The sequence below is a fragment of the Bacillus stratosphericus genome (genome assembly GCF_020524495.1).
In the GTDB taxonomy this organism is placed as follows: Bacteria; Bacillota; Bacilli; order Bacillales; family Bacillaceae; genus Bacillus; species Bacillus stratosphericus_B.
The window spans coordinates 69415-93514 of sequence record NZ_JAIVLB010000007.1; the positions used below are offsets into that span (position 1 = coordinate 69415).

Annotated in this window: 22 protein-coding genes, 1 pseudogene and 1 riboswitch; of the genes and pseudogenes, 4 read left to right on the forward strand and 19 right to left on the reverse strand. The window is 39.8% G+C overall.

All coding sequences use genetic code 11. The features are described from left to right. Window positions 1-57: 57 nt before the first annotated feature. From LC033_RS17525 to LC033_RS04380, 8 genes are all read right to left on the reverse strand, one after another. Window positions 58-2019 (reverse strand): methyl-accepting chemotaxis protein, encoded by a 1962-nt coding sequence (locus tag LC033_RS17525; protein ID WP_226567033.1) that lies wholly within the window; start codon window positions 2017-2019, stop codon window positions 58-60. A gap of 106 nt (window positions 2020-2125) precedes the next feature. Continuing rightward, window positions 2126-3154, reverse strand: a complete 1029-nt coding sequence (gene splB, locus LC033_RS04350; RefSeq protein ID WP_226567034.1) for a spore photoproduct lyase — start codon at window positions 3152-3154, stop codon at window positions 2126-2128. A 77-nt stretch (window positions 3155-3231) separates the two neighbouring features. Beyond that, complete coding sequence (locus tag LC033_RS04355) at window positions 3232-3459, reverse strand: transcriptional regulator SplA domain-containing protein (protein WP_376776401.1); 228 nt, start codon at window positions 3457-3459, stop codon at window positions 3232-3234. A gap of 121 nt (window positions 3460-3580) precedes the next feature. Further along, window positions 3581-5290, reverse strand: a complete 1710-nt coding sequence (gene ptsP, locus LC033_RS04360) for a phosphoenolpyruvate--protein phosphotransferase (protein WP_226567036.1) — start codon at window positions 5288-5290, stop codon at window positions 3581-3583. Next, a complete protein-coding gene (locus tag LC033_RS04365) occupies window positions 5290-5556 on the reverse strand; it encodes a phosphocarrier protein HPr (RefSeq protein ID WP_226567037.1) in 267 nt (88 codons plus the stop codon). Before LC033_RS04365 ends, ptsP begins: the two co-directional genes overlap by 1 nt. A gap of 95 nt (window positions 5557-5651) precedes the next feature. After that, on the reverse strand, window positions 5652-7748 hold the full coding sequence (gene ptsG, locus LC033_RS04370; protein WP_226567038.1) for a glucose-specific PTS transporter subunit IIBC: 2097 nt from the start codon (window positions 7746-7748) through the stop codon (window positions 5652-5654). Between the two features lie 200 nt (window positions 7749-7948). Further along, the gene (gene glcT / locus LC033_RS04375) at window positions 7949-8797 is read right to left on the reverse strand and encodes a glucose PTS transporter transcription antiterminator GlcT (RefSeq protein ID WP_226567039.1); all 849 of its coding nucleotides are present in this window, start codon (window positions 8795-8797) and stop codon (window positions 7949-7951) included. Window positions 8798-8858: 61 nt separating this feature from the next. Further along, on the reverse strand, window positions 8859-9848 hold the full coding sequence (locus LC033_RS04380) for a LacI family DNA-binding transcriptional regulator (RefSeq protein WP_226567040.1): 990 nt from the start codon (window positions 9846-9848) through the stop codon (window positions 8859-8861). 93 nt (window positions 9849-9941) lie between these two features. Here LC033_RS04380 and LC033_RS04385 point away from each other — a divergent pair, with 93 nt between their 5' ends. Then, window positions 9942-10085 carry a hypothetical protein gene (locus tag LC033_RS04385; RefSeq protein WP_226567041.1) on the forward strand — a complete coding sequence of 48 codons (144 nt, stop codon included), beginning with the start codon at window positions 9942-9944 and terminating at the stop codon, window positions 10083-10085. Window positions 10086-10136: 51 nt separating this feature from the next. On the opposite strand, the gene LC033_RS04390 is transcribed toward LC033_RS04385, so the two are convergent. The 6 genes and pseudogenes from LC033_RS04390 to ykzS form a co-directional block, all read right to left on the reverse strand. Further along, window positions 10137-11231 carry a M24 family metallopeptidase gene (locus LC033_RS04390; protein ID WP_226567042.1) on the reverse strand — a complete coding sequence of 365 codons (1095 nt, stop codon included), beginning with the start codon at window positions 11229-11231 and terminating at the stop codon, window positions 10137-10139. A gap of 104 nt (window positions 11232-11335) precedes the next feature. Next, window positions 11336-13255, reverse strand: coding sequence for a heavy metal translocating P-type ATPase (locus LC033_RS04395; RefSeq protein ID WP_226567043.1), 1920 nt, complete (start codon window positions 13253-13255; stop codon window positions 11336-11338). Between the two features lie 294 nt (window positions 13256-13549). Continuing rightward, a complete protein-coding gene (gene stoA, locus LC033_RS04400; protein WP_226567044.1) occupies window positions 13550-14038 on the reverse strand; it encodes an endospore biogenesis thiol-disulfide oxidoreductase StoA in 489 nt (162 codons plus the stop codon). A gap of 54 nt (window positions 14039-14092) precedes the next feature. Then, a complete protein-coding gene (locus LC033_RS04405) occupies window positions 14093-15409 on the reverse strand; it encodes a polysaccharide biosynthesis protein (RefSeq protein WP_226567045.1) in 1317 nt (438 codons plus the stop codon). Window positions 15410-15522: 113 nt separating this feature from the next. Further along, window positions 15523-16191, reverse strand: a complete 669-nt coding sequence (locus LC033_RS04410) for a cell wall hydrolase (RefSeq protein ID WP_226567046.1) — start codon at window positions 16189-16191, stop codon at window positions 15523-15525. A gap of 266 nt (window positions 16192-16457) precedes the next feature. Further along, a pseudogene (gene ykzS, locus LC033_RS17575) lies at window positions 16458-16611 on the reverse strand (protein YkzS); the annotation flags it as partial. 208 nt (window positions 16612-16819) lie between these two features. On the opposite strand from ykzS, the gene LC033_RS04415 reads away from it, so the two are divergent. Both LC033_RS04415 and LC033_RS04420 read left to right on the forward strand, forming a co-directional pair. Beyond that, the gene (locus tag LC033_RS04415; RefSeq protein WP_003211747.1) at window positions 16820-17008 is read left to right on the forward strand and encodes a YkvS family protein; all 189 of its coding nucleotides are present in this window, start codon (window positions 16820-16822) and stop codon (window positions 17006-17008) included. 149 nt (window positions 17009-17157) lie between these two features. Continuing rightward, on the forward strand, window positions 17158-17613 hold the full coding sequence (locus LC033_RS04420) for a GNAT family N-acetyltransferase (protein ID WP_226567047.1): 456 nt from the start codon (window positions 17158-17160) through the stop codon (window positions 17611-17613). A 350-nt stretch (window positions 17614-17963) separates the two neighbouring features. Here the strand turns inward: LC033_RS04420 and queF are convergent, their stop codons facing one another. The 5 genes from queF to LC033_RS04445 form a co-directional block, all read right to left on the reverse strand. Next, the gene (gene queF, locus LC033_RS04425) at window positions 17964-18461 is read right to left on the reverse strand and encodes a preQ(1) synthase (protein WP_226567048.1); all 498 of its coding nucleotides are present in this window, start codon (window positions 18459-18461) and stop codon (window positions 17964-17966) included. Between the two features lie 15 nt (window positions 18462-18476). Then, window positions 18477-19208, reverse strand: a complete 732-nt coding sequence (gene queE, locus LC033_RS04430; RefSeq protein ID WP_226567049.1) for a 7-carboxy-7-deazaguanine synthase QueE — start codon at window positions 19206-19208, stop codon at window positions 18477-18479. Next, window positions 19201-19641: a 6-carboxytetrahydropterin synthase QueD gene (gene queD / locus LC033_RS04435; protein ID WP_226567050.1), complete on the reverse strand. Its 441-nt coding sequence runs from the start codon at window positions 19639-19641 to the stop codon at window positions 19201-19203. The genes queE and queD overlap by 8 nt, the downstream gene beginning before the upstream one ends. Further along, a complete protein-coding gene (gene queC / locus LC033_RS04440; protein WP_226567051.1) occupies window positions 19642-20298 on the reverse strand; it encodes a 7-cyano-7-deazaguanine synthase QueC in 657 nt (218 codons plus the stop codon). Between the two features lie 150 nt (window positions 20299-20448). After that, window positions 20449-20493: riboswitch (PreQ1 riboswitch) on the reverse strand. Window positions 20494-20565: 72 nt separating this feature from the next. Next, window positions 20566-21609 carry a YkvI family membrane protein gene (locus LC033_RS04445; protein ID WP_226567052.1) on the reverse strand — a complete coding sequence of 348 codons (1044 nt, stop codon included), beginning with the start codon at window positions 21607-21609 and terminating at the stop codon, window positions 20566-20568. Between the two features lie 245 nt (window positions 21610-21854). Here LC033_RS04445 and LC033_RS04450 point away from each other — a divergent pair, with 245 nt between their 5' ends. Next, the gene (locus LC033_RS04450) at window positions 21855-23957 is read left to right on the forward strand and encodes an ATP-dependent Clp protease ATP-binding subunit (protein ID WP_226567053.1); all 2103 of its coding nucleotides are present in this window, start codon (window positions 21855-21857) and stop codon (window positions 23955-23957) included. Window positions 23958-24100: the final 143 nt, after the last annotated feature.

Here is a 24100-nt window from a genome sequence, read left to right on the forward strand (position 1 = left end):
CTTATTTTATCATACAAAAAGAACCTTGCTCACGTTGCAAGGTTCCTTCACTCTCTATTATAGCTTAAACCGGTCAACCGCCTGACGTAATGCCTCGCTTGATTCGTTTAGCATTTCGGTCGAGGTTTTCGTTCTTTCTAAAGCTTGCACTTGTTCGTCTGTAGTAGCATGCACTTCCTCAGCTGAAGCCGCAGATTCTTCTGAAATTGCAGCAATGCTTTGAATGGAATCATTCATTTTCTGCTGTTCTTCTGTCATTTCATTGATCTGTGAATGAATGCTATCAATGGAGCCGACAAGCGCCTGCATTTCCATTGTGATGCTGTTTAGTGCCTCACCTGTTGCATTGATGGCTTCACCTTGTTCCTCATTCATTTTACTTGCTGCTGTCATCGCTTCTGCTGCCTTCTTTGATTCATCTTGAATGAGTTTCACGGTTTCACTAATGTGTTTAGTTGATTGCACAGATTGTTCAGCCAGCTTTCTTACTTCTTCTGCGACAACAGCGAAGCCTCTTCCGCTTTCTCCCGCTCTCGCTGCTTCAATGCTGGCATTTAGTGCAAGTAAGTTCGTTTGGTCAGAGATTTCAGAGATTGCCGTCACGACGTTTTCAATATTTTTCGTTTTATGCTCAAGGTCAAGCAGCATTTGCTCTACCTTCTTCGATTCTTCACTTGCTTGTGTCGATTTTTGGACGAGCTGACCAAGAGCATCAAGTCCTCTATAGCTTGCATCTTCAGATGATTTTGAGTTGGTTTGCATTTGCGAGGCAAGCTCAACCATATGACGAACTTTTTCATACAAATGCTCTGATTTCTCATTAATGGTTTCAACCTCTGATGCCTGCTTAGACGCCCCTGTAGCTACCTCTTGAATGGCAGTTGCAATCTGTTCGCTAGATAGCAAGGTCTCGTTTGAAATTTGCGTCACTTCATCAGTTGATTTCACAACCTGATCTGAAGCACCTTTCACTTTTTCGATTAACTCTCTGATGCCCTCTGTCATCTGATTAAAGCTTTTCGTGAGGAAACCTATTTCATCCTTGGACTTCGTTTCAAGTGAGCTGGTTAAATCGCCTTCAGACACTTTACGAACATGCTCTACTAAACGTTGGATTGGTGTTGTAATGCTTCTTGCTAATAAAAAGCTTAGAATCATGGCAAGTACAATGACAATGACAGATATGATGATACTTGTCTGATTCATTTGTTCAGTGATCCAAAGCAATTTCTTTTTCTCGAAGCTAACCCCTATCGTTAAATTCCCTTCTTTCATTTTAGAAATGACAGTCAGCTCTTTGTCATCATCAATACCAGAATTGTCGATCGCTTTTTTCAAAGAAGCTACTTTTGATATATTTTTTCCTTGATGAGTTGGATGTGCCAAAATAGTTCCTGTACCATCAACTAAGAAAGCGGTGCCCATATAAGGAATCTTTTGTTCCTTTATATAGGATTGAATGGAGGACAGCTTCAAATCAAGTCCAGCGACCCCAACGACTTTTCCATTATGAACTATCGCCTTAGTCGCTGAGACGACCATTTCATTCGTTGCTTTATCGATATATGGGTCTGTCCACAAGACCTCATCAGGCTTTTCAGCCGATTGAATAAACCAATCTCGTTTCGATGGATCATACCCTTCGCCAAAATCAGACTCTGGGAAAGCGAACATTTTGCCGGCACTTGTTCCAATATAGGCAAGCGAGATAAGTTCATCCTGCTCCTGCAAACCTTTTAGTTCATCGTTTTCAAGTGCCAATGTTTGTTTTGTTTGTTTTTGTACAAAATCTTCAGTAAGTGTACTTGTTGCCAGTTTGTTAATTGTATTGCTGTAATTATCAAGCTTTAGTGCAATGATGTCTCTCATGCTTTCTACCATTGCTGTTGTGGTTGTTTTCGCATTTCGTTCAATGAGTGGTCTTAATACTATGTTGGAACTAACTTGATCCGCTACGACAGTTAAAATTAAAATAACTGAGATAAATACAGCGATCTTCATTTGAAGTTTCTTAAACATCTCATCACCCCTACATCCTACTTTCGTCTTATATATCGGTAAAATTGGTACCTTTTCAATAGTTGCAAGAAATTTAAATAGAAAAAACAAGCCACAAAGGCTTGTTTTAAGTAAAATATTCAATTTTTGCAGATGGAAAGTACTGATTGATATATGATTCTAACGTCTGTCTTAGTTCTTGTTCCTCATCTTTTTTATAGATATATTTTCCAATTCCATATCGACCCCACTTGTATCTTCTTTTTTCTTCATCTAATTCTAATTTTGTTTTCGGGTAGTTTTTTTGGATGACACGCTTCGCTGGTTTTGTAAAACGGTGCTGAATCATTTCAAAGGTGATATCCTGTCTCACATCTTCAGGAAGAGCTGCATCGAGCTTTTCAAAAAGCACTTTATATCCCCCTTGCCAGCCTTCATGAAGATATATTGGGGCAATAATAAAGCCAAGTGGATAGCCTGCTTTGGCTACCTTTTCAGCCGCTTTAATCCGCTGATCGAGCGGTGATGTTCCTGGTTCGAAATATTTAATGACATAATCGGCATTAATACTAAAGCGGAACCTTGTTCGTCCGTTATGTTTTGCATCTAATAGATGATCGACATGATGAAATTTTGTGACGAAGCGAAGCTTGCCAAGATCGGACTGTCCGAAGTATTCAATCGCTCGTTTGAGTATATGTGTCAAATGGTCAATCCCTACGATGTCGGAGGTACACGAGGCTTCAAATCTTGTGATATCCGGCGCACGCTCATTCATGTATTGCTCTGCCTGATCTAATATTTCTTCTACATTGACATATGTTCGAATGTACGGCTTACTTCCCATAGTCGTTTGTAGGTAGCAATAATGACAATGCCCCATGCATCCTGTCGCAAACGGAATCGCATACTCCGCAGATGGTTTAGACGAATCAAACTTCAATGTTTGCCTTACACCAATGACAAGCGTTGATTTCGCATTACGATACTTTTGCAAGTCATTTTTCCCTGGGATATTTCTCACCTGGTTATGTGAAGTCGTTTCTCTTATTTCAATTCCCATATCTTCGAACTTTTCCTTCAGCTCTTGTCCTAATGGGTACTCTAACGCACGAGGTTCAATGTAAACAAGCTGGGGGACGAAAGGCTTGATCATATTTAGCACATCCTTACCTTTAAGGTTTCCCTTACTTTAACCGCTCAGGATGGCTTTTATCCTTTCTAATATCTCCCTTATTCAAATAGATCTTGATACAGGGCTTCAGCTTCTTCGTAAGTTGGAAATATAGCATCATCAGGTGCTAATGGATGATATGTTTCAAGTAAAAAAAGTGCAAGCTCTTGATCATTGTATGGATGTGAAACGATTTCCGCTTCTTTAATTTGTGCTACATTTGCTGCATGTGGATTGCGATAAATCACATATACTTGATCACCTGGCTTATAGTCTGAAAAAGGCAATCTGGTCACCTCCATTTTTTATTATAGAATGCCCTTCTCTTCGCTCGATATGACTTATTATGATAAAATTCGACAAAAAAACCAGACAGTGTAACCTGCCTGGTTTGATTCACCAAGTTTTTTAAAACGTTTTCTTGACGAATTCAACAACTTCTTCTGTTGTACTAAGTGATAAAATATGCTCTTTAAATGATGCAGCTTCTTCCTTAGAAAGCTTGCTTAGCTGCGTTCTTGCTGGAAGAATGGAAGTTGCACTCATTGAGAATTCATCTAATCCTAATCCAAGTAGGAGTGGGATTGCGATTTCATCTCCTGCCATTTCACCGCACATACCAACCCATTTGCCTTCTTTATGCGCTGCTTCAATGACAAGCGTAATAAGGCGTAAAATAGCTGGATTGTATGGCTGATAAAGATAAGACACTCGTTCGTTCATTCGATCAGCAGCCATTGTGTATTGAATCAAATCATTTGTTCCAATACTGAAGAAATCTACTTCTTTTGCAAATTGGTCTGCAATGACAGCTGTTGATGGAATTTCCACCATCATCCCAATTTCAATGGAATCAGATACGACTGTACCAGCGGCAACCAATGCTTCTTTTTCTTCAAGTAAAATGGCTTTTGCTTCTCTAAACTCTGATAACGTCGCGATCATAGGGAACATGATTTTCAAGTTTCCATATGTACTTGCACGAAGTAACGCGCGTAGTTGTGTTCTGAAAATCTCCTGCTCTTCTAGGCAAAGGCGGATCGCTCTATAGCCAAGGAACGGGTTCATTTCTTTTGGAAGCTGCAAGTAAGGAAGTTCTTTATCGCCACCAATATCTAGTGTGCGGACAACCACTGCTTTCCCTTCCATTTTCTCTAAAACGGTTTTATACGCATCGAACTGCTCTTCTTCTGTAGGAAGCTGATCTCTGCCCATGTATAAAAATTCAGTACGGTACAATCCGACTGCTTCGCCGCCATTTTCAAGTACACCTTTTACATCTTCAGGTGTTCCGATATTTGCCGCTAGCTCTACGTGAACGCCGTCTTTTGTGACCGTTGGCTGGTCAACCAGTTTCGCCCATTCCGCTTTTTGAGCTAAGTAGTCTTCATGCTTTTTTTGATACGCTTTCACTTCATCTTCAGAAGGCTGAATGATGACGTCTCCGCTAATACCATCAACAATGATGACATCATCATTTTTCACCGTTTTTGTCGCTTCTTTTGTTCCAACAACTGCTGGAATCTCCATAGATCTTGCCATGATGGCTGAGTGAGAAGTACGTCCGCCAATATCTGTCGCAAAACCTTTAACAAATTGTCTGTTCAGCTGAGCAGTATCAGAAGGTGTTAAATCTTCAGCAATGATGATCACTTCTTCAGAAATCATGCTTGGATTTGGAATGTCAACGCCTAGCAAATGTCCAGTTACACGTTTTGTTACGTCGCGAATATCCGCTGCACGTTCCTTCATGTATTCATTGTCCATTGCTTCGAACATTTTGACAAACATCGTCGCTGTTTCTTTTAAAGCAAATTCAGCATTTACTTTATCAGATTTGATTTTGTCCTTTACTGGGTTTAGCAGCTCTGGATCACTTAACACAAGAAGGTGTGCAGAAAAGATATCTGCTTTGTCTTGGCCAAGCTCTTTTAGCGCATGTTCTTTAATTGCTTCAAGTTCTTGTTTAGAAACATGAATTGCTTCTTCAAAACGCTTCACTTCTGTCTCTGGATCATTGATGTCTTTTTGGTGAACAGTTAAATCTGGTTCTTCCAGACGATATGCTTTTGCAATCACAACGCCTGCTGAAGCACCGATTCCTTTCAGTTGTTGCATTACTCGCCTAGGCCTTCACTTTTCATTGTGTCTTTTAAAGCTGCAAGTGCATCATTTTCATCAGAACCAGAAGCAGAAATCGTGATCGAAGCACCTTTCGCAATTCCTAGAGACATTACACCCATAATAGATTTCAGATTCACTGTTTTACCATTATATTCTAAGTTAATATCAGCATCATATTTACTAGCAGTTTGAACAAGAACTGTTGCAGGACGTGCGTGAATTCCAGAATCTGCAGTTACTTTGAATGTTTGTTGAGCCATTTTAATCAATCTCCTTTTTATACAATTAATACATCCACAAAATATTATATCATATTGCCGTGCTTGTCATCTAACAAGAACGGCAGTTATGAAAATTATTTTGAAATTTTCATGATGTTTTCTTGACCAGCTTTAATTTCACCGGATTCTTGAAGGTCAATAAATTGTCCTTCACTTAAGTTTGTAAATACAATTGGTGTCATCAAAGATGGTACTTCAGACTTAATTTTATCAATATCAACTTCTAAGAGCTTTTGACCGATTTTTACTTGATCTCCCTCTTGTACGAATGCTTCAAATCCTTCACCTTTTAGGCTGACCGTATCAATACCGAAGTGAATCAAGATTTCAAGTCCATTTTCAGATTGTAGGCCAATCGCGTGTTTCGTTGGGAAAACATTTAATATTTTCCCTTTCACTGGTGATATCACCATTCCATCTTTTGGCAAGATGGCGAAACCGTCACCCATCATTTTCCCTGAGAATACTTGATCTGGTACATCCGTAATTGGATACAGCTCCCCTGTAATTGGTGAAGAAAAGATTTCCTCTTGCTCATTTTGAAGCGGCTTTGCAATCACTTCTTCGACCTGCTGGCTAACTTCTTCTTTTGCGGAAGGGTCTTTAGCTAGACGAGACATGCGGCCTGCAATGATGTCTTGCATTTGTGTTTTTAAATTATCAGAGAGCGGGCCGAAGATTGCCTGAATGTTGTTCCCTACTTCAAGAACACCTGAAGCGCCAAGCTTTTTCAAACGGTCTTTGTCCACTTTTTTCTGATCATTCACAGTGACACGCAAACGCGTAATACAAGCATCTAGGTGTTTAATGTTTTCTTGATCACCCATCGCTTCAAGGATTTCATACGGCAAGTCATCACCTTTTTCAGACTTAGCTCCACTTGCACCATCTGTCGCTTCATCCTCACGACCTGGCGTTTTCAGATTAAATTTGCGAATTGCAAATCTAAAGCCGAAGTAATAAATGACAGCAAGTAAGAGACCTACTGGAATCACAAGCCACCAAGCCGTCCTGTTTGGCAAGATACCAAATAAGAAAAAGTCGATTAACCCTCCTGAGAAGGTCATCCCGATTTTCACGTTTAGAATATCCATTATCATAAAGGATATTCCGGCAAATACGCAATGAATCGCAAATAATAATGGTGCAACGAACAAGAATGAAAATTCAAGCGGTTCTGTAATCCCTGTTAAGAAAGATGTGAGTGCGGCTGAGCCCATAATTCCAGCTACAAGCTTTTTATTCTTTGGTTTCGCTTCATGGTAAATCGCAAGTGCTGCTGCTGGAAGTCCAAACATCATGAACGGATATTTTCCTGTCATGAATGTTCCGGCTGTCAGCTGGACACCATCTTTGATTTGTGCCATGAAGATACGCTGGTCACCACGTACCAGCTCTCCTGATAAGCTCTTATAGCTAAAGAATTCATACCAGAATGGCGAGTAGAAAATATGGTGCAGACCAAATGGAATTAGTGAACGTTCAATCACACCGAATACAAAGGCAGCAAGCGGCTCATTCGCTGCAAGCAGTCCTGTTGAAAAAGAGTTCAGTGCACTTTGGATTGGCGGCCAAATGATCAGCATCAAAAGGCCTAAAATAAGTGCTGAAATGGATGTGACGATTGGAACAAAACGTTTACCAGCAAAGAAACCGAGATATTGTGGGAGCTCAATTTTGTAAAATTTATTATACATATAAGCTGCTAAAACCCCAACAATGATCCCACCAAAAACGCCGGTAGACAAGGTCGGAATGCCGAGCATGTTGATATACTCTGGATGACTTTCCTTGAAAAATTGAGCCAATTTCACAGAATCTGAAGGGATCGATCCATTTGCCACTAAAACGGCACTCATGGCAACGTTCATGACAAGATAACCGATAATTGCGGCAATCCCTGCCACACCGTCTCCATTGGCAAGACCGATCGCAACCCCTACGGCAAATAAGAGCGGAAGATTCGAGAAGACAATGTTCCCTGAATTTTCCATAACACTTGCAACAAGCTGAATTGTATCATTGCTTAAAAATTGAGCTACATCAATTAGTTGCGGATTTTGCATCGCATTTCCAAGTGCTAATAAAATACCAGCAGCAGGAAGGATGGCAACTGGAAGCATAAGTGCTCGTCCAATTTTTTGCAACACACCAAAAAGTGATTTAAACACTGGTTGAACCTCCTTTTGTTTTCGCTTACAACATACATTTTCAATCCCTGACGTACATTTCATAATTAACCATTTACATTTCCACTTCACTTTCAAACACAAAAAAGGCATGGTGATATTGCGCAAATAACAGGATCTTATCCTGTATTTACCTTAAGTCACTCATGCCTGATCGAATCAGTTACACGTTTCAATGGAAACTATGAAATTTTATTAGTCAATCTGTACAGGTGAAGAGTGAGATAAACAGCTTCAGCATCATGTACAGGTTTTTTCAATGCATGTTGCATTATTTTGATCATTTTCCAAGCAGTATTGTAGCATAGCGGATATTCATTTTTCAATAGATGAAACAGCTTTTCTGGCTCCTCTATTGATTCTTCCCTTTTAATACGCTCGATAGAAAACGTAATATGGCGTAATAAACGTAAATAATGAATACTTTCTCTGTCTACCTTCATATGAAATGAATCTTCTATGACTTGGACCATTTGAGTGATGAGCTGCGAATGACGATTCACCTCAGATAGAGGCCGATTCGTTAAAGCTGAATGAATGTGGAGAGCGATAAAGCCAATCTCCCCTTCTGGAAGCTTTGTTTCGATATCCGGCCGCTCGTTAATCAGTTCAACGACTTCCTTTGCGACCTCGTATTCTTTCGGGTATAACGACTTTGTCTCAAACATAAAAGGATTGGTGATATCATAGCCTTGTTGTACTCGCTTAAAGCTAAAGGCAATATGATCGGTCAGTGCAATATGAATATACTCATTCAAGCGATGTCCCAATTTTTCTCGTATATGATAAATGACGTCATTGGCAAGCTCGATCATGTTCTCATCAATGTGATGAAGCAACTGTTTATATTCAGTTTGTTCTTTCGTGTTTTTTAACACAAACATCTTTTCAAATGACGCTTGATCGAGAACATCACCCGATTTTTTTACAAAGCCGATCCCTTTTCCAATCAAAACCACTTCTTCATAAGAAGGGTGTCTTGCAATGATGACATTATTATTTAACGCTTTATCAACGGTGAAGGATTCCATGAACATCCCCACCTCCTTCTTATTCAATCCCTCTTATCGTACAAAACAGATGAAACGTGCGTCAACGATTGTTTTTTAAAACGGTGGTTGTTCGCTCGATAAGGCGAAAAGGCAGCACTCTTTTTTCTGGCGCTTCTCCCTTTAATGCCCGATAAAACAAGTCGAAAGCTTCCTGACCCATTTGTTTGATTGGTATTTCAATGCTAGAAATCCCTAGAGCCTCACTCAATTGTTCGTTTTGAAAGCCGAGTATGGCTGGTGATTCCCCTACTTTTATGTGGTGACGCTGTGCTTCTAATAAAAAGCCTGCAGATACGTCGTCATTTGTGATCAGTAATGCTGTGGGACGATTTTTCATCCCCTGCCATTCTGTAAATAATTGCTTTCCATCAAAAAGTGTCAGCTTTCCTTCGATGATCCACTCCTCATCAATGTCCTGCCCGAGCGATCGCATCATTTCTTGATAAGCCTGAAGGCGCGTTTGGCTATTCGCTCCTTCTGTTCTGGCAAGAACGATCGCAATTCGCTGATGACCGCATGACGCTAAATGATCAAGCCCTTCTTTAAATGCTTGATCATGCGCAATAGATACTGCAGAACATTCATCATGTGCCGTAGGATGACAAAAAATAACTGGTCCAAAATCTTGCCACTTGAGAATGTCTCGATCACTTAACGCATTTGAGCAAAAGATTAACCCGTCAACACGCCGCTCTTTTAAACTCATCAAGGCTTCTTTTTCTTTTAATGGATCATAAACCGTTTGAAACAAAGCAAAGTGCATACCGCTCGCCTGTGCTTTCTCAGCAATACCTGTGACAATTCCGCTGAAATAGGAGTGATCAATCGTTGGGAGAACGATCCCGAGCATATTCGAATAGCCCTTAGCTAAATGCACTGCGTGGATATTCCTTGTATATTTAAGCTCTTTCATCGCATTCAGAACTCGTTCTCGTTTTTCATCTTTGACATAAGGATGATGATTCATCACACGTGAGACGGTTGTTACAGAAACGCCCGCTCTTTTCGCAATCTCCCTTATGTTTGGCATTTTTTCTCCTACTTTCTCTTGATATGATAAGCGTTTCATACTTTAAGATGTATATGAGCTGAACAAATCACTGGATGGAAAGGGGAATTCAAGATGGGTATCATCATATGGATCATATTATGTATGGCTGTTTTGTTTTCTGCTCGCTTCGCATTACATCCTTTAGGAAAAGAACATAAAATCAAACCGTTTCAATCAATTGATGATTTTTTTGTTGATAAGGATAGGCAAGAGTGACAAAAAATCACGATGACATTTCCATATTTCGGATGTTCATCGTGATTTTTTTTAATGGATGATCGTCAGCTCTTTTGGATAATTGGTTAAGGTGACTGGACCATCTGCTGTAATGAGAACATCATCTTCAATTCTAACCCCGCCGACTCCTGGTACATAAATACCCGGCTCAATCGTATAGACCATACCTTCCTGCAGAAGGTCGTCATTGGCTTGGCTCATGGAAGGAAATTCATGAACAGAGACTCCTAATCCATGTCCAAGGCGGTGCGGGAAATATTCTCCATATCCCGCTTCTGTGATCAGCCCTCTTGCCTTTAAGTCAAGGTCACCGATTCTCACACCTGGCTGACTCATTTCAAGTGCGGCCATTTCTGCTTTTAATACGGTGTGATAAATGTCCTTTTGCTTTTCAGATGCTTCTTGGAAGATAAACGTTCTCGTAATATCTGAACAATATCCATCCACAATGACGCCAAGGTCAAATAATACAAAATCGCCTTTTTTTAAGGCTGTCTGTCCTGGATTCCCATGAGGTTCGCCTGATTTTTCACCAAAAAGAACCATTGTTGAAAAGGACATGCCTTGGATACCTTTTTTCTTTAGTTCATATTCAATGAAAGCGAGCACTTCTGTTTCTGTGATCCCTTCTTTTAAGGCGTTGACCCCAATGTTTACACCTTTATCAGCCAATTGAGCGGCTTTTTTCAGTGTCGCTATTTCAGCTTCGTCCTTAATCAGTCTTAGCTGGTTTAGTTCCTCTTCTGCCCGGACGAATGTTTCTGCACCCGTGACAGCGTGTAGCTGCTCTGCTCGTTGCAGTGGAATTGATTCTTTTTCAATCGCAAGACGAGTCGCTCGTATACCTCGTTTTTCTATCGCTGACTGAATGAATTCAAATGGGTTTTCATGGTCTTCATACCCAATGATATCGCCCGACCATCCAGCATTCTTCGCCTGCTCTACTTCCATCTTAGGCAAAATAAAAAATGGATCTGCTTCCTGAAAAACAAACAGCCCCATGACTCTTTCGTGCGGCTCTGTGAAGTATCCTGATAGATAAAACACATTTTCCTTTGTATGTATAAATGCACCTTGAATGTCTTTTTTCTGAAGCCAAGAAGACAAGTTTTTCATTCGGTTCATCGTATCCTCCTCACACGGTTTTACTACTGATCTATTGTATCAGTTTTTGCTGCATTTCGCACAAAAGCGCACTGACTTCATGTCAGTGCACCATGATGAGTTGCTTAAGATGCACGAAGCAGACGCAGCCCATTTAAAATAACCAAAATCGTACTTCCTTCATGCCCAATAACACCCAAAGGCAAATCAAGGACTTGTGAGAAATTCGCACAAATTAAGAGGCAAATTACAGTTAATGAAAAGATAATGTTTTGTTTAATGATTCTATTCATCTTTCTTGAAAGGCGGATCATCTTTGTCAGGTTATTTAAGTTGTTCTTCATTAAAATAAGATCCGCTGTTTCTAGGGCAACGTCTGTGCCCCCGCCCATCGCAACCCCAACATCTGCTGTGGCAAGTGCAGGTGCATCATTTATTCCGTCACCTACCATAATAATAGAATCACCTTGTTTTTTTAGTTTGTTGACTTCGTTTACCTTTTCATCTGGAAGGCATTCAGCAACCACGGTTTGGATGCCGGCTTCTTCTGCAATGGCTTCAGCTGTTTTTTTCTGGTCTCCTGTCAGCATAACAGTTTGGATGCCTAAATCATTCAGTTCTTGAATCATTTTTTTGGCTTCTGGCCTTATTTGATCCTTAAGACCAAGACACCCAACGACCTCTTTGTCCTTTTGAACATACACCACTGTATATCCTTTTAATGAAAGATCGTCACCAATTTCTTCAATCTCACGGTCCATTGAAGCCTTTCCTGCAAAATCCTTCTTCCCAATACGCCATGTTTCTCCATTCAATTGTGCTTTTACACCAAAACCAGAGGTTTCTTCAATGGTTACATGTGCTGATTGTTCCACTTGATGCTCTTTTGCCATATCAGAAATCGCTTTAGCCAATGGGTGGTTGGATTGACTTTCAATTTGATAGAGCGTCTGATAAAAAGCAGGTTCATCTTGTCCTTTTGCTATCACAACTTTTTCTACAGCTGGTTTCCCGCTTGTAATTGTGCCCGTTTTATCAAATGCGATCATCGTGCTTGTGCCGAGCTTTTCTAAAAAGACGCTTCCTTTCACAAGCATACCGTTTCTTGCGCCGTTTGAGATAAGTGAAAGAGCTGCTGGCATAATGGATGCCACAAGTGCACAAGGTGATGCGACGACCATAAACACCATTGCCCGGTAGAAGGTTTCACTCATGCTCCAGCCGAGTACAAAATGAGGAAGAAACATTAAAATAGCTACGGTGATTAATACACCTTTTACGTATGCTCCTTCAAATTTTTCGATAAATGCTTGGCTCGGCGAAACACTTTCTTGCGCTGATTCAACAAGCTTAATAATTTTATGGAAAAGCGTTTCTTCATTATGTTTCGTTACTTTTACTGTTAACGAACCATTTAAGTTGACAGTTCCTGCAAACACATCTTCCCCTTGCCCTTTTTCCTGAGGAACAGATTCACCAGTGAGTGCAGATTCGTCCACACTTGTTTTTCCGCTTAAGATTACACCATCAGCCGCAATACGTTCTCCAGCTTTGATCATAATACGATCGCCTGGCGTTAATGATGAAGAGGAGATTCGAATGGTTGTGCCATCTTCCTCAATTAAAGTGGCTTCATCCGGGGCGATACTCATTAAGGCCGTTAAATCTTTTTTGCTTTTATTTGACGTATACGTTTCAAGCGCACCACTTAATGAAAAAATAAAAATTAAGATGGCACCCTCCGCCCAATATCCAATAATAGCTGAACCTATCGCTGCGAAAATCATCAAAAGCTCAACATTCAATGTCTTAGATGAAATAGTTTCTTCTATTCCTTCTTTCGCCTTTGCAAATCCTCCGATGGCAAAAGCAAGGATGAAAAGAGGAATACTCCACATGCTTTTATCCTCTAAAACCCATCCAATCAAGATGAGAATCCCCGAAATCCCTGCTGCAATTAATTCTCCGTGCTGTGCCCACTTGTGAAAATATCTTTTTGATTCCTTTTGATTTGTCGTTTGATATAGTGATGAATTCTCATTCATGATCGTTTTCTCCTCCCTAATTGATAATTATTTTCATATCATCAATCGTTACCCGTTCCGTTTTCCATCTATATTCTTATGATTTTTCAAGCTTCCTGTAGGTCTGTAACTCATTATAACAGGTTCTGATCAATTTTCAATTAATAATTATTTTAATTTCTTTTTGATAATAATTATCATTATTGAAATAGACCTTTCCTATCCTCCTCAAGCAAAGTTTATTCAAATGAAAGCAATGGAACACAAAAAAGAACCAAAGGAATGTCCATTGGTTCTTTACAGAAAGGATGTATTTTACGAATTCGTCCATTCTTTGATTTGTTTTTTCGTCATTGGGCCTACATGGTTTTTTACCACTTCTCCTTTTTCATTAATGAAGAAGGTCGTTGGGATGGTGATGATTTGGTATTTTTTCATCAACTCTCCGCGTTCATCTAAAACGATCGGGAATGTAAACTTTTTGTCTTTTACAAATTGGGCGACAGCGTTTTTACTTTGTTCAGCACCTAGTAAATTAACAGTCAGTATGTCAACATCACTCTGATTTTCTTTGACGATCTGCTCAAAGGCTGGGAGCTCCATTTTGCAGGACGGGCACCATGTTGTCCAAAAATGAAGGATCGCTCGTTTCCCTTTCGGCGGTATGAATTGCGTTTCGCCAGTTAATGTAGGAACCTCTATCCTCGGTGCCATAACAGGCTGTTTCGCTTTTACCTCTGTATTCATCAAAAATGAAAGAATAGTCATGATCAGAAGACTGGCGAGCAGATATTTACGATTCATCAGGATCTTCCTTCCCAGTTTTCTAATAGCTTGCCCTCTAGTTGAAGATGACATTCAACCTTTTTTCATTGTGAGAAACATCGAAACGCCGAGCTCCTTACAAATCGTTGCATAATGCAGAGCAGTCAATAGCAGCATGCCCGTGTTCATCCCTAATATGACCCCCATCATATTCAGAGCTTCCATTGATCCGAGGAAATACACCATAGAAAACGTGACCACATGCACCCATATATTATGTAGGAACACATCTTTAATCAGCCCCATACCGATTAAACACGCTTGAAATGGCATTACAAACAGGTGGCATAAAAAGTATGGCCAGAGCAGCTGTAAATAGACAGCGGCTTGCGATGAATCAAAAAAGAGCTGCGTGAGCGGATTAGCCAAATAATACATCACCATCACGGCAGGCACCCCATATCCAAATGTAATCAAAATCGCCTGCTTTACACGTTTTTTCACAAGATGATACTGCCCTAAAGCATAGGCTTCAGATACATTTGGAATCATCACAATCATGATCGAATGAGCGATAAATGCCGGGAAAAAACCGATCGACATCGCTACACCAGCAAGCATTCCGTAGTGATCAACAGCTAATGTTCCCGATATGCCAGCTGCAACGAGGGATCCCTTGATTAAAAAGGGTTCAACGGCATTGGCGATGGCATGAAAAATGCGCATCCCAGTTGTTGGAATGGAGACCGCCAACAAGCGCTTTCTTACATCTATCCCTCTTAATTCAACAGATCTCACGTTTACAGCATTTTTCGCCATAACGTATTGGGAGTATAAATAGATAAAGACAACAAGATCACTCGCAACTATGACTCCAATAGCGATAAGTACCGCTGTTTCGATATCAAAGGAATACCAATGAAAAAACAAAAACAAGCAGATGAGCTGGATTGTTTTTTTTAACATATTCGCTAGGGCGATTCTGCCCATTTCCTGCTTCCCCATAAAATAACCACGTGCGATAGAAGTAAACGCGATAATAGGAATGAGTGACAGCACCAACCCTTTCATCAGTGGATGATACGACTGAAACACTGGAATGAACGGCAATACAACCGCTGCTATCCCTGTAGTTGTGCAAGTCACCACAAGCGTCATTTTAAATGCATGACGCAGCATACTTTTATGAAGACGCTCATGCGATTCTGCAATGAATTTAGAAATGGAGACTGGCAGCTCTAAACTAGCGATCACAAGCACAAGCATGATAATTGGAAGGATACTCATATAAAGACCCATTCCATGTTCTCCAAGCTCTCTCGCTAAAATCATATTGACTAAAAACTCTATACACTCCGCTATGAAAGCTGCGACAGATAGCAGAATGACCCCTTTTACAAATCGATTCATGTAGCCTCCCCTTGTCTAAAAGCAAATTCTTTTCCCAGTCTATGAGACAAGTACTGAAAATATTTTGATAATTGAAGACAAAAAAGCAACGACCTGTTGATCGTTGCTTTTCTTTACACTGCAAATACGTGACGGCCGATGCGCTCTACAATTTTACAAGAACGAATCCAATTATCTGTGGCAATTTTCGGATTGTAAAAATAAATGGCCTTTGTCGTTCTATCATCTACTTTCACAACCTGCTTCACAGCCTTAATCGAATCTTGATCTGCCTTATCATTGATACTTCCATTGGAAACTGGTTGGAAAGCATTTCGCTGATAAATAACCCCTCTGACACTGTCAGGAAAAGAGCCATGTTCTACCCGGTTTAAGACAACGCTCGCCACAGCTTTTTTTCCTTCGTACGATTCACCTTTTGCTTCAGCATGTACCAATCTAGAAAGCAAGTCCATCTCTTCATTCGTATAACGCGTTTTATTTTTTGAGCTTACCTCTTTCGTCGTTTCAGACATTACTTTTTTCTTTTGCTTCGGTTTTAAAGCCTTTTCTTCCGTTAGCGTACTTAGCATTTTGACTTTCGGCTGATGCTTCTCCTCTGAAAATGCTGGGATGTCCGTGTAATGATCATCTTGATCTATATATGAAAGCTGATGCTTAACAGATGCTTGTGCAAGTTTCTGACTTAATGTGCCTTGCTGATTTTGTATATTGTTATTGTCCATTTTCATCGCTGAGACTAGTATCAGGATGACAAAAAGAGCTGTATGAATTTTAATCAATTGCTTAATTCCTCCTTTCATCAAAGTAGGACGTAAGATACTTGTCCACTCTAACAAGAGCTTCTTTTATTTTCACGCACAAAGATTTGCATGCCTGTCCAAATTCCGTCATTAACTGGCATGTCCTAGTTGTAATACACACGAACTGGAAATGTTAGCGCTTAAAAAGGCCTCTTTTCAGCCTATAATCATCCTTATGATCCTGATTATGGGTTATTACATTTTCTTTTCATATGTATCAGGCTGGTTTGAAGCGTGACAAAAAAGCTTCTTGCTTCTTTAAGATATTCAAAAATAACATCTCCACCATGTTTGGCCATTCTGCGAAATTGTTTAAAATCATCTTGCTTTACCAAAACAGAAAGAACGAAAAGATAAAAAATCATCTCTTGAATGGTTAAACTTGCTTCTCTGTCCCATTCCGTCATGATTCAAGTATTGTGTGATTTGTTCTTCAGTCAAAAAAACCGCTCCTTTTTTGCCATGATCAAATAATAAATATACCATTCGTATGAAAAGCGTATAATGAAAACGAAACAAAACGTCTTTATCCTTTACATTGGCATGAAAATATTGCAAAATACTTTTTAATAGGTAATGAAATCTGTTTTTAAAGGAGAGGGATCTGTTGAAGATTGCAAAAATTGGAAATGTGATCGAATTTAGAAATGGTTTAACAGGTGTAGTTGAAAAAGTGAATGAAAACTCTGTCATTGTGGATGTCACGATTATGGACAACTATAGAGATTTAGAACTAGATTCACTAACAGTCGTTAATCATAAAAACTATAAAATCATCAAAGACTCCGTACATTAATTTGCAATCCTCAAATCAGACTATCGTTATAAAAAGATATACGAAGCAAAGCTGATCACATCCTATCAAAAAGGTGAAGGCTATTTCAAATACCTTTTAGTTAAAATAAAGTGATGAGATGCAGTATTAGCTCTAAAAATTCAAATCAAATGATTGTGCGTCTTGGTCAAATAGAAGATGCTGTAACTACTTTAGAAATACAGAAATCAGTTATTGCTGAATCAAAATATCGACTTACATCGCCTGAAGAAAACAAAAAAACCCTTTTAGAACACCAAGAATGGGTACAGAAAAGAATAGAGAACAAAAATGAGACATACATAGTTGCTGAAAAAGACGGGAAAGTAATTGGTTGGATAGCGTTTGAAAATGCATCAAATACAAAACGAACTTCTCATGTAGGTTCATTCGAGTTGATGGTTAATAAGAACTATAGAGGTTTAGGCGTAGGGGAAATGTTACTAACAGCCTTATTAGATTGGGCAGAAAAGAACCCATCAATTGAAAAGATTTGTTTATCCGTTTTCTCTACAAATCAAAAGGCCATTTCTTTGTACAAAAAGATGGAGTGTTTTTCATTTCGTCTTGATACATCGTTTGGATGAAGCATCAGTCTTTTTGCGTATGAAAGGTTTGCATTTCCGCTTTTGTTTTGATGGTCGAGCATATAATTGATCCATTAGCAACTTCTCTGTTTTCTCTTCTTTGTTTACAACACATACGCCTCCGTTTTTCACTCGTTGCTCCTATTTTATCTCAAGGAAAACGTGATAAGGAAAAAAAGCACGACCGCCTTTACAAACATACGTTCTGTATTGTATAATACATTTACGAGCTGATAGCCCCCAGCCGTCCTAGCAAGTTCTATTCCTATTGGTATGAGAAGAGTGACATGACTCTTCTCTTTTTTTATGTTTTCAGCCTCATATCACTCGGCATGTCTTTTCCTAAATGATTAGCGATTATCAATCGTTTCTGGATACATATCATGATTCATCATACGATACGACGCCATTTCTTCATACTTTGTCCCAGGTTTTCCGTAGTTCGTATATGGGTCAATTGAAATGCCGCCTCTTGGTGTGAATTTGCCCCATACTTCGATATACCTTGGGTCCATCAATTCAATTAGATCGTTCATGATAATATTCATACAATCCTCATGGAAGTCACCATGGTTACGGAAGCTGAACAAATATAATTTTAACGATTTACTTTCGACCATGATTTCATTGGGAATATAGCTGATATAAATCGTCGCAAAATCCGGTTGCCCTGTTTGCGGACAAAGAGATGTGAACTCTGGGCAATTGAATTTCACGAAATAATCTCTACTTGTATGTTTATTCGGGAACGTCTCAAGCACTTGTGGTGCATATTCAAATAAATAATTCGTTCCTTGGTTTCCTAGTAAAGTGACACCTTCTAATTCTTCTGGTTTTCTTGTCGTCATATCGCCTATTCCTTTCTATACGCCTCGTTTATTTCCCCACAATAACGTGTGGAGCTGTGGTAAGACTCTCACACGATTCAAGTCTGGATCTTGCGCCACTTGATCTACAAGCACTTCATATTTCTTTAATAAATGCGTTAATAAGGAAGCATCGTCAACTGTCGTCATATCATCATTTCCTACCTGTAAATAAAAAGGAAGCTCTGGGTATTTCGCATGAACATCCTTCGCATAGGCTAAATCACGATCATCAAAGATCACGACCTTCAGGCTTGCATGCTTCAGCCTGTTTCCACTTTTCAATTCATCCATGATACGTGTCAGTTTCGTAAAATCTGTTTTCATATTTGAGCTTGGCGGCTTTGGAGAAATGGTTAAATCATCTATTTTTAAAAACCAGTCCTGATACATCGTCCCTTGTGTTTCAAGCGCTGTATCGATCCCTTCTTCATGTAACAAATCAATGAGTGATTCCATTTGTTTTAAAAGCGCAGGATTCCCTCCTGAGATGGTGACATGAGAAAAAGCCTGTCCGCCTATTCTTTTCAGCTCTTTTACAATGTCTTCTGCTTGAATCCACTGAATATCGTGCTTGGCTGACCCATCCCATGTAAATGATGAATCACACCAGCTGCAAGAGTAGTCACAGCCAGCCGTTCTGACAAACATTGTTTTTTGACCAATGACCATCCCTTCTCCTTGAATGGTCGGACCAAAGATTTCTAATACAGGAATCGCTTTAGCCATTGATCTCAACTCGTTTCGGCCGGTAAATGCAATAGCTTGTTGGTGTCTCCCTGACAAAGACCTGTACACAGGTCGGTCTGTTCGCTAAAGTCGATAAATATGCCGCCACTTTGTCATGTACTGTCTTTGCGACAACCTCAGTGGTTGGCATGGCGTATGGATCGTTTGATGAAAATTCTTCATGGTCATTGAGCAAAGTGTGATCGTACTGCCCATGAATGAGCTTTTTCAGCGTACTGAAATTGACAAGAAAGCCCGATTCATCTAGTTGATCTCCCGCGATCGTGATATTGATCGTGTACGTATGACCATGTACACGACTGCATGCACCTGCATCCTCTCTTGGGATAAAATGTGCTGCAGACAGATGCATATCTTTGTTCAATTCAAATAAAAATGAATGATTCGTTTGTGGATAGATTTGAGAAAGCATTTATTTCGCCTCCTTCATTTCCATATAAGTGTCATAACCGTTTTTCCGAAGCCTACAAGCAGGACATTCCCCGCAGCCATCCGAAATGATACCATTATAGCAAGTTAACGTTTCATTTTTCACAAAGTCTAGCCCATCAAGTTCATCTGCCAGTTTCCATGTTTCTGCTTTATTCAGCCACATAAGTGGTGTATGGATAACAAATGGTTTTTCCATCGCCAAATTCACTGTGACGTTGCAAGACTTCATAAACTCATCACGGCAATCTGGGTAGCCACTAAAGTCTGTCTCACAAACACCTGTGATAATATGTCTTGCTCCGATTTGATATGCAAGAATAGATGCAAAGGATAAGAACACTAAATTTCTGCCTGGAACAAATGTCGAAGGCAGCTCTCCTTCTTTTTCCTCAATGTCAATGTCATCTCTTGTTAAAGCATTTGGTGCCAGCTGATTCAAAAGAGACATATCTAATAGATGATTCTTCACACCTAACTTGTCAGCAATTCTTTTGGCTACATCAATTTCTTCTTGATGGCGCTGGTTATAATGAAAGGTAACTGTTTCTATCTCTTCAAACTGTTGAAGTGCCCATAATAAACATGTCGTACTGTCCTGTCCGCCGCTAAAGACAACGACTGCTTTTTCATTTTTCATTTCCTGTTTCCCCCTTTGCAGATCCGTACAACCCGTATAAAGCTTCATCTGAAAGGCACCTGAAAACCCCTATTAAGAAAAGACACCTTCACATGTTAATGAGGTGTCCTAGCCATAAAAAATAAAAAATGCCACATCCAAGGATACGGCAAGTCCTTAGTTTTTTATAGAGGGTTTTGCTAGAACCTCTCCCGTCTTCACGGATTTTTGTTCAATTTTCACAGAGGATAGTGTACCATATATTTTTTATTCAGGCTATCCCTTCTTTTACCTATCAAGCGATGTAGGCACTTTTTTTAGGCAAAGAAAGAGAATAAAAAAGATACTGACATAGCCGAAAATGGGGTAAACCGTTGAAATCAGTGTACCATATCCGATTTTACTGATCCCATAGCAGCATACAAGAATAAGGGATATCGTATAGATGCTTTTCATTCGTATATACGCCCTCACTTGTCTCTCTAGCCCATATAAATTACCTATGACGGATGTAAAAACTTCGCCGAAGATGACAAATAAATAGATAAGATGAATGGAGTTTGCTACTTGATACACCACTTGGGCCATTGGAATATCATATGCCTCAAGCATATCTAATGAAGAGAGGGATAAAAAGCAAGCAAGCAAAATGAGTGTGAGCATGGTGCCCCCAAGCAATGCTCCCTTTTTAATCACAGCTTCAGATGTCATTTCATTTGCTACCGGTACTAATACAGCTTGTGACAGCGCTAAATTAAAGGCACCATATGAAATAGCAGACAAAATCCATTCGCCCTCTCCCATTTGCAGCACAAGGACGTGACTTTCACCGCTGCTAAAAATAAATGAATCAAGAAACACAATCAATGAAAAGAAAATAAGCATTGGCACTACGAGTACGTTCACACCAAATAACCCTTTTGATCCTTTAAACAGCACAACGACGCTCAGAATGATCGTTAACAAAACACCATATTCCTTCGATATGCCAAGCTGCTCCTCAAAAATGGCACCTGCGCCTGAAATCATCACTGAAGTCACGCCAAGTAAAATAAAAAACATCATTACATTAATATATTGACTAGCAGCTGCTCCAAATAAAAACCGATTCATATCTTGATATGACTCCGCTTCAATTCGTTTAGAAATGAGCATCATTTTTGCGCCAAGGCCAGTAAAAATAGCGCCGCTTATCAGGATTCCCACTAATCCAATCCAGCCAAAACGAACAAAAAATTCTACGATTTCTTTACCTGTCGCAAACCCAGCTCCGACCACTGTTCCTACATATACAAAGGCAAGCTGAAAAGCGGATTCATTTGAACGTTTCATGTGACCCCTCCGCACCCATCACTTTCGATTGTCTATTAAATATCCTATGAGACAAGTTCCTTGAAAAGAAGGACAAACCATGATTAAATGCAAAAAAGGATTTTTCATCTAGCTTTGAGCAAAACAGTTGAAAGTCAAAATAGGTCAGAGTATACTATAGTCAAAGATGGTCAAACATTAGACCATTTTATTTAACATTAATTGGTCAAATAAGGTCAAACTTTATTTTAAGGAGGTCATGGCAAATGCGTTGTCAACATTGTCAAGTAAATGAAGCAACTATTCGCCTGAATATGCAAGTGAATTCTTCCCGCAGCCAAATGGCTTTATGTGAAGACTGCTACACCTCTTTGATGGAGCAGTCAAAAATGAAAATGGGACCTAACCTGTTCGGAGGAAGTTCATTCTTCTCTCAACCAACAGGACATGCCTCAAGTCAAGAGCAGCCTAAACAAAAAGGCTTACTCGACGAGCTTGGCCGGAACTTAACTAATGGCGCACATGCTGGTCTGATTGATCCAGTCATTGGCCGTGATAAAGAAGTCGCAAGAGTCATCGAGATTTTAAATAGAAGAAATAAAAATAACCCTGTTCTCATTGGTGAACCAGGTGTAGGTAAAACAGCAATCGCCGAAGGACTTGCACTGAAAATTGCAAATGGCGATGTACCAAATAAATTAAAAAACAAACAAATCTATTTATTAGATGTTTCCTCACTTGTCGCTAACACAGGTGTACGTGGTCAATTTGAGGAACGAATGAAGCAGGTAATCAAAGAATTGCAAAGTCGTAAAAACATCATTTTGTTTGTAGATGAAATTCATCTTCTTGTAGGCGCAGGTTCTGCCGAAGGATCAATGGATGCTGGAAACATTTTAAAACCAGCCCTTGCACGAGGCGAGCTGCAGCTAGTAGGTGCGACCACGTTAAAAGAGTATCGCCAAATTGAAAAAGATGCCGCACTTGAACGACGCTTTCAGCCAGTTATCGTTGACGAGCCAACACAGGTCGAAGCAATCGAGATCTTAAAGGGAATTCAAGATAAATATGTAGCCTATCATGGTGTCACCTATTCTGACGAAGCCATTAAGGCGTGCGTTCAGTTATCTTCACAGTATATTCAAGACCGCCATTTACCGGATAAAGCCATTGATTTAATGGATGAAGCAGGTTCAAAAGCGAACCTCACCCTTGATGTAACAAGTGAAGATGAACTGACAAACCGTCTTGCGCAAATCGCCGCAGAAAAAAAAGCTGCTTTAAAAGAAGAACAATATGAAAAAGCAGCGAAGCTTCGAGATGAAGAAGAAGCGATTGAATCAAGACTTCAAAATAAAACAAATCACAAAGAACATGTCGTCACAACTGAAGACATTCAAGCCATTGTGGAAGAACAAACAGGCATCCCAGTCGGCAAACTGCTAGTAGACGAACAAACAAAATTGAAAGAAATTGACATCCGCCTAAAAGCGCGAGTCATTGGTCAAGAACATGCGGTTGAAAAAGTGGCGAAAGCTGTAAAAAGAAGCAGAGCTGGCTTAAAGGCAAAACATAGACCGACTGGCTCCTTCCTCTTCGTTGGACCAACAGGTGTCGGGAAAACCGAATTATCCAAAACGTTAGCTGAAGAATTATTCGGTTCAAAAGATGCCATCATACGTTTAGATATGAGTGAGTACATGGAGAAACATTCCGTATCCAAAATCATCGGTTCCCCTCCTGGTTATGTTGGGCATGATGAAGCTGGTCAGCTCACTGAAAAGGTCCGCAGAAAACCATATAGCATTATTTTGCTTGATGAAATCGAAAAAGCACATCCTGATGTCCAGCACATGTTCTTGCAAATCATGGAGGATGGCCGATTAACAGATAGCCAAGGTAGAACCGTCAGCTTTAAAGACACGGTCATCATCATGACAAGTAATGCAGGCAGCAATGATAAAACAGTCAAAGTCGGCTTCCAGTCTGATCAGAAAGAATCGATTGAGGAACCATTACTAATTGATTCACTCAGCACCTATTTCAAACCAGAATTTTTGAACCGTTTTGATAGCATCATTCATTTTGTCTCATTAGACAAAAACGATTTAGTTCAAATTGTTGATCTTCTGCTCAATGAGCTATCAGAGCAATTAAAAGAGCAAAATCTAACCGTTCACGTTACAAACGAAGCAAAAGCAAAAATAGCAGAGCTTGGATATCATCCTCAATTTGGTGCCCGTCCATTACGAAGAACCATTCAAGAGCACGTCGAGGATCAAATGACTGAGATCTTGCTTGAAGAAGAACATCTTTCTGGTTTTACAGTTGATGTTGAACATGATGAAATTGTTGTGAAAAAAGGATAAGTACATCCTAAGGAGGATGAAAAGCTCCATCATATTGTGATGGCTAAGTTCCACCTGTAAGCTGACGCTCACCTGGCTCTTTTCTTTTACGATAAAAGAAAAGGAGGTGGATCACATGATGAACTGGAGTTATGACCTTATCA

Bases quoted from the DNA above. Each gene is read 5' to 3' on its own strand.
- LC033_RS04395 (WP_226567043.1), bottom strand. From the start codon at position 13,255: ATGAATGAGAATTCATCACTATATCAAACGACAAATCAAAAGGAATCA.
- splB (WP_226567034.1), bottom strand. From the start codon at position 3,154: ATGATCAAGCCTTTCGTCCCCCAGCTTGTTTACATTGAACCTCGTGCG.
- LC033_RS04420 (WP_226567047.1), top strand. From the start codon at position 17,158: ATGATTGTGCGTCTTGGTCAAATAGAAGATGCTGTAACTACTTTAGAA.
- glcT (WP_226567039.1), bottom strand. From the start codon at position 8,797: ATGGAATCCTTCACCGTTGATAAAGCGTTAAATAATAATGTCATCATT.
- ptsP (WP_226567036.1), bottom strand. From the start codon at position 5,290: ATGCAACAACTGAAAGGAATCGGTGCTTCAGCAGGCGTTGTGATTGCA.
- queC (WP_226567051.1), bottom strand. From the start codon at position 20,298: ATGAAAAATGAAAAAGCAGTCGTTGTCTTTAGCGGCGGACAGGACAGT.
- LC033_RS04385 (WP_226567041.1), top strand. From the start codon at position 9,942: ATGGGTATCATCATATGGATCATATTATGTATGGCTGTTTTGTTTTCT.
- LC033_RS04445 (WP_226567052.1), bottom strand. From the start codon at position 21,609: ATGAAACGTTCAAATGAATCCGCTTTTCAGCTTGCCTTTGTATATGTA.
- LC033_RS04405 (WP_226567045.1), bottom strand. From the start codon at position 15,409: ATGAATCGATTTGTAAAAGGGGTCATTCTGCTATCTGTCGCAGCTTTC.
- queD (WP_226567050.1), bottom strand. From the start codon at position 19,641: ATGCTTTCTCAAATCTATCCACAAACGAATCATTCATTTTTATTTGAA.
- queE (WP_226567049.1), bottom strand. From the start codon at position 19,208: ATGGCTAAAGCGATTCCTGTATTAGAAATCTTTGGTCCGACCATTCAA.
- LC033_RS04365 (WP_226567037.1), bottom strand. From the start codon at position 5,556: ATGGCTCAACAAACATTCAAAGTAACTGCAGATTCTGGAATTCACGCA.
- LC033_RS04390 (WP_226567042.1), bottom strand. From the start codon at position 11,231: ATGAACCGAATGAAAAACTTGTCTTCTTGGCTTCAGAAAAAAGACATT.
- queF (WP_226567048.1), bottom strand. From the start codon at position 18,461: ATGACGACAAGAAAACCAGAAGAATTAGAAGGTGTCACTTTACTAGGA.
- LC033_RS04380 (WP_226567040.1), bottom strand. From the start codon at position 9,848: ATGCCAAACATAAGGGAGATTGCGAAAAGAGCGGGCGTTTCTGTAACA.
- LC033_RS17525 (WP_226567033.1), bottom strand. From the start codon at position 2,019: ATGTTTAAGAAACTTCAAATGAAGATCGCTGTATTTATCTCAGTTATT.
- stoA (WP_226567044.1), bottom strand. From the start codon at position 14,038: ATGAATCGTAAATATCTGCTCGCCAGTCTTCTGATCATGACTATTCTT.
- LC033_RS04450 (WP_226567053.1), top strand. From the start codon at position 21,855: ATGCGTTGTCAACATTGTCAAGTAAATGAAGCAACTATTCGCCTGAAT.